Genomic DNA, 5,040 nt, shown 5'->3' with positions numbered 1-5,040 from the left:
TGCCGCCTGCGGCGGCCGGCTTGACCGCCGCCGCCTCGGCGGGCGGCGGCGTCAGCACCTCGCCCAGCAGGTCCAGCAAACGGGTACGGGCGCGCTGCGGGTGGCGGCGGTAATAGGTCAGCACCAGGCCGACGATGAAGCGTTCGTCATCGTCCTGCGGCACGCTGGGCGTGGCCTCCTGCACCGGGCTGGCGGCCGGCGTGGCCGGGTGGTCGTGGTCCATCCAGCCCGGCGGCTTGTGGAACAGCTGCTCGAACTGGCGCGCCAGCCGCTCGCCGATCTGGCGGGAGCGGCCCTTGATCTGGCTCCAGTAGCTCGGTTGGATCTGCAAGCGCTCCGCGAAACGCCGCTCCAGCCCACGCAAGGTGGCGGCATCGGGGTGTTTGACGGTGGCGGCGACGAATTCTTCAAACAGGCGCATCGCATTGTCCAAACGGACTTGTGCGGTGTCCCGGGGAGCGGATGACATCTGCGTATGATAAAGCTCCCTTCATCCTGGGCCGCCGGTCCGGGGCCGACCGAGGAGAGCGAGATGACTTTTTTCATGGCTTCTCTGCTGCGCGCGGGCGCTTTGTGGGTGCTGTGCGTCGCGGCCTTGCCGGTCGTGGCCGCCGAGCGCAGTCTTGATAAAGAAGTGATCATCAAGGCCAGCCTGGACCAGGCCTGGCAGAGCTGGACCACCCGCGAAGGCATCGTCGCCTTCTTTGCGCCCGATGCCAGGATAGAGCCACGGGTCGGCGGTGCCTTCCAAATCTATATCGATCCCGGCGCCGCGCCGGGCATGAAGGGTGCCGATGAGATGCGTTTTCTGGCGCTGCAGCCCAAGAAGATGCTCAGCTTCGACTGGAATGCACCGCCGCATCTGCCCGAGGCGCGGGCCCAGCGCACCTTCGTGATCCTGCGTTTCGAGCCCATCAGCGAGACCGAGACCCGGGTGCGCCTGCACCACACCGGCTGGGGCGAGGGCGGCGAGTGGGACAAGGCCTATGCCTACTTCGATCGGGCCTGGGGCCATGTGCTGGCCAATCTGAAGAAGCGCTATGACAGCGGCCCGCAGGACTGGACCGAGTGGCTGGCCCAGCTGGCGCAGTGGCGCGCCCAGCAGAAGGCTGCTGCAGCGGCTTCCGCAGCGAGCAAGTGAGGGCTACTCCTCGTCCTTGACCTTGTAGGACGAGATCAGCGCCGTCTGGGTGTTCGGTGGCACCGCCTCGTAGTGCGACAGCGCCAGCGTGTAGCGGCCCTGGCCGCTGGTCATCGCATTGAGCCGGGTCTGGTAGCTGGCCAGCTCGGCCAGCGGCGCCAGACCCTGCACCGTGATCACGCCGGGCACGGCCGAGCGCGTGCCGTTGACCTGGCCGCGCCGCGCCGCCAGGTCGCCGGTGATGTCGCCCATCGCCGCCTCGGGCGTGCTGATCTCGACATGGACGATGGGCTCCAGCACCAGCGGCCGGGCCTCGCGCACGGCGGCGATCAAGGCCTTGCGGCCGGCGGTGACGAAGGCGATCTCCTTGCTGTCGACCGAATGGTGCTTGCCGTCGAACACCGTGACGCGCAGATCGACCAGCGGATAGCCGGCGACGACGCCGCTGTCCAGTGCCGAGCGCACGCCCTTCTCGACCGCCGGCATGAACTGGCCCGGTATCGTGCCGCCCTTGACCGCGTCGACGAATTCGAAGCCGGCGCCGCGCGCCAGCGGCTCGATGCGCAAATAGACCTCGCCGAACTGGCCGGCCCCGCCGCTCTGCTTCTTGTGCCGGTAGTGGCCCTCGGCCGGGCTCGAGATGGTCTCGCGGTAGGCGATGCGCGGCGGCTGGGTCAGCACCTCGAACTTGTAGGTCTCGCGCAGCCGTTCCAGCAGCATGCGCAGATGCAGCTCGCCCAGGCCGTAGACCAGGGTCTCGTTGGTCACGCTGGCGTGCTCGACCTTCAGGCAGGGGTCTTCGTCAATCAGGCGGTTCAGGATCTCCCACAGACGCTGCTCGTCGCCATGGCGGGCCGGGCTGATCGCCAGCCCGTGCACCGGCACCGGGAACTCCAGCGGCGCCAGGTGGATGTGCTCGTCCTCGGGCGCGTCATGCAGCACCGCGTCGTAATGCAGCTCCTCGACCTTGGCGATCGCGCAGATATCGCCCGGCAGGGCCTGCTCGATCTCGACATGCTCCTTGCCCTGCAGCAGGAATAGATGGCCGACCCGAAAGGGCTTGCGCGCATGGCCCACGAAGAGCTGGCTGTTCTTCGTCAAGCTGCCCTGGTGCACCCGCAACACCCCCATCTTGCCCAGATAGGGATCGGCATTGATCTTGAACACATGGGCCAGCACATGGGCGCCGGGCTCGGCCAGGGCCTGCAGCGGCAGCGCGTCCGGCCCCTCACCGCGCAGGAACAGCGGCGGATTGCCTTCGGTCGGATTGGGCAGCAGGCGTTCGATCACATCGAGCAGCTCGGCCACGCCGGCACCGGTTCGCGCCGAGGTGAAACAGACCGGGATCAGATGGCCTTCGCGCAGCGCCTGCTCCAGCGGTGCATGCAGCTCGCTGGCGTCGACATCGCCCTCGTTCAGATAGCGATCGACGAAAGCGGCGTCCACCTCGACGACCTGCTCCACCAAGGCGCGGTGGGCCTCGGCCACCGACGAGAAATCGCTGGCCCCGCTGCTGCTGTAGAAGCAGTCCTGCACCCGCGTGCCGCCATCGGCCGGCAGGTTCAGCGGCAGGCATTCGCGGCCGAAGCTCGCGCGCAGCTGCTCCAGCAGCGCCGGCAGCTGCACGCCGGGCGCATCGATGCGGTTGATCACGATCAGGCGGCACAGCCCGCGCTGCGCGGCGGTCTCCATCATGCGCGAGGCCATCAGCTCGATGCCGTTGAGCGCATTGATCACGACGATAGCCGTGTCGGCCGCCTCCAGCGCCGGCAGTGACTGGCCGATGAAGTCTGGCGCGCCGGGCGTGTCGATCACATGGATGCGCAGGCCGCCATGGTTCATGTGCACGACCGAGGCATGCAACGAATGCTGGGCTCGCTTTTCCAGCGGGTCGAAGTCGCTGACCGTGTTGCCGCGCTCCACCGAGCCAACCGCAGTGATCGTGCCAGCCTGATGCAGCAAGGCCTCGATCAGGCTGGTCTTGCCGGCGCCGGCCGGCCCCACCAGGGCCAGGGCGCGGATCTGGGCGATCTGCGCGGAGAGGCCCGGACTGCCCGGGGCTGCAGTCTCTGAGGCCTTGCTGTGGCTGGCGGGCATGGGCGCACTCCTTCGGTCATTGCATACGGATGACGGCTGAAGCGGTGCCGGGTCTTGAGCCCCGGCTTGGACACAGCCTAGGGCAAGCGCGGCTGCGGCACAAGAGGCCTGTTCCCTGGGCGCGCCGCTGCGAGGCTGGCCGCTGTGAAGGCGTAGTCCAGCTCCGGCACACGGCCGCCGACGATGTCGGCAATGGCCGCGCCCGAGCCGCAGCTGTGGGTCCAGCCCAGGGTGCCATGGCCGGTGTTGAGGAAGAGATTGCCGATCTTGCTGCGGCCGATATAGGGCAGATTGGACGGGGTGGCGGGTCGCAGGCCGGTCCAGTACTGCGCGCCCGAGCCGTCGCTCATCTGCGGGAACAGCTCGCGGGTGCGCCGCACGATGGCCTCGCAGCGGGCCAGGTTCAGGCTCGTGTCGTAGCCGTTGAGCTCGGCCGTGCCGGCGATGCGCAGCCGGTCGCCCAGACGCGAGAACACCAGCTTGTACTCGTCATCGGTTAGCGAGACCTGGTAGCTGTGCTCGGGCGCGGTGACCGGCAAGGTGACCGAGTAGCCCTTGGCTGGATAGATGTTCAGATCGACACCCAGCTCGCGCGCCAGGCCGCGGCTGAACGAGCCCAGGCACAGCACATGGGCGTCGGCCTGCAGGCGCTGCACCTCGCCGCGCGCATCGGCCACGATGAGCTGATCGATGCGGTCGCCGCTGCGCTCGAAGCCCAGGATGCGGGTCTCGTAGCGGAACTGCACGCCGGCCGCCGCGCACAGCCGCGCCAGCTCCTGCGTGAACAGGTGCGCGTCACCCGATTCGTCGCTGGGGGTCATGCTGCCGCCGACGATCTTCGAGCGGCACTGCGCCAGCGCCGGCTCGATGGCCACGCACTCGTCCGGGCTCTTCATGTCCAGCTCGCAGCCCTGCTCGCGCATGAGGCGCGCCGGCTCCTGGGCCGCCTCGTACTCGGCCTCGCTGGTGTAGAAATGCAGGATGCCCTGGGTCCGCTGCTCGTAGGCAATGCCGGTGGCGGCGCGCAGCGCCTGCAGCTTGGCGCGGCTGTACAGGCCCAGGCTGACGATGTTGCGGATATTGTGGGCGGTACGGCCCGGTGTGCATTCACGCAGGAACTGCAGGCCCCAGCGCCATTGCGCGGCATCGGCACGCAGGCGGAACAGCAGCGGCGCATCCTCGCGCATCAGCCATTTCAGCACCTTCAGCGGCGCGCCCGGGTTGGCCCAGGGCTCGGCATGCGAGACCGAGATCTGGCCGCCGTTGGCGAAGCTGGTCTCCAGGCCGGCGGCTGGCTGGCGCTCGATGACGGTGACCTCGTGGCCGGCCTGGCGCAGATACCAGGCGGTGGTGATGCCGGTGACGCCGGCGCCGAGAACGATGACTTGCATGCTGAACTCCAGGAGGAGCTGAGCGTCAGACGGACGTGGGTTATGGAGGGAAGAAACCCGGGCATGCGTGCGCCTGACGCGCGCCGCTCCCGCTGTCCCTGATACCTGAGAGATTCAGCGCCCATCACCCGATGCGCGCCTTGCTCCTTCGGTGGCGGTCCCTTGCGGACCGCGCTCTCCAGCATTCGGCTTGTGACGGATCCAGTACGGGGCCTGAGCGAGTATGGGAGCTTGCGCCTTCGGCGGCATGCACGAGGGCATGCTCTCTCCTGAATCCGGGGCCGAGTGTAGGCGGGGCTCTGAGGGGGCGTCAACCCTGCGCGGGCGTGGCGGCCGGCGCCTGCAGTAAGCTGGCGGGCCATCCCCGTGCGGGAGTTCACGATGCCTCTCGAATCCATGTCCAAACTGAGT

Annotated in this window: 4 protein-coding genes and 2 riboswitches; of the genes, 1 reads left to right on the top strand and 3 read right to left on the bottom strand. The window is 68.3% G+C overall.

The genetic code is table 11. The features are described 5' to 3' along the window. On the bottom strand, window positions 1-421 hold a 421-nt coding region (locus PO768_RS20770; RefSeq protein ID WP_272647578.1), incomplete at its 3' end, for a hypothetical protein. Window positions 422-532: 111 nt separating this feature from the next. Between PO768_RS20770 and PO768_RS20765 the strand changes: the two genes are divergently transcribed. Then, window positions 533-1,141 (top strand): SRPBCC family protein, encoded by a 609-nt coding sequence (locus PO768_RS20765; protein WP_272647577.1) that lies wholly within the window; start codon window positions 533-535, stop codon window positions 1,139-1,141. Window positions 1,142-1,144: 3 nt separating this feature from the next. Here PO768_RS20765 and fusA read toward each other — a convergent pair whose 3' ends face one another. After that, window positions 1,145-3,238 (bottom strand): elongation factor G, encoded by a 2,094-nt coding sequence (gene fusA / locus PO768_RS20760; protein ID WP_272647576.1) that lies wholly within the window; start codon window positions 3,236-3,238, stop codon window positions 1,145-1,147. A gap of 77 nt (window positions 3,239-3,315) precedes the next feature. Next, entirely contained in the window at window positions 3,316-4,629 is a 1,314-nt protein-coding gene (locus tag PO768_RS20755) for a D-amino acid dehydrogenase (RefSeq protein WP_272647575.1), read from the bottom strand. 82 nt (window positions 4,630-4,711) lie between these two features. Continuing rightward, window positions 4,712-4,821, bottom strand: a riboswitch (glycine riboswitch). After that, window positions 4,822-4,911: riboswitch (glycine riboswitch) on the bottom strand. Window positions 4,912-5,040 lie beyond the last annotated feature (129 nt).

This window comes from Paucibacter sp. XJ19-41, from assembly GCF_028462495.1.
Lineage (GTDB): Bacteria > Pseudomonadota > Gammaproteobacteria > Burkholderiales > Burkholderiaceae_C > Roseateles_E.
The sequence above is the reverse complement of the archived record's forward strand: the minus strand, read 5'-3'. Positions and strand labels throughout refer to the sequence as shown.

Bases quoted from the DNA above. Each gene is read 5' to 3' on its own strand.
- fusA (WP_272647576.1), bottom strand. From the start codon at position 3,238: ATGCCCGCCAGCCACAGCAAGGCCTCAGAGACTGCAGCCCCGGGCAGT.
- PO768_RS20755 (WP_272647575.1), bottom strand. From the start codon at position 4,629: ATGCAAGTCATCGTTCTCGGCGCCGGCGTCACCGGCATCACCACCGCC.
- PO768_RS20765 (WP_272647577.1), top strand. From the start codon at position 533: ATGACTTTTTTCATGGCTTCTCTGCTGCGCGCGGGCGCTTTGTGGGTG.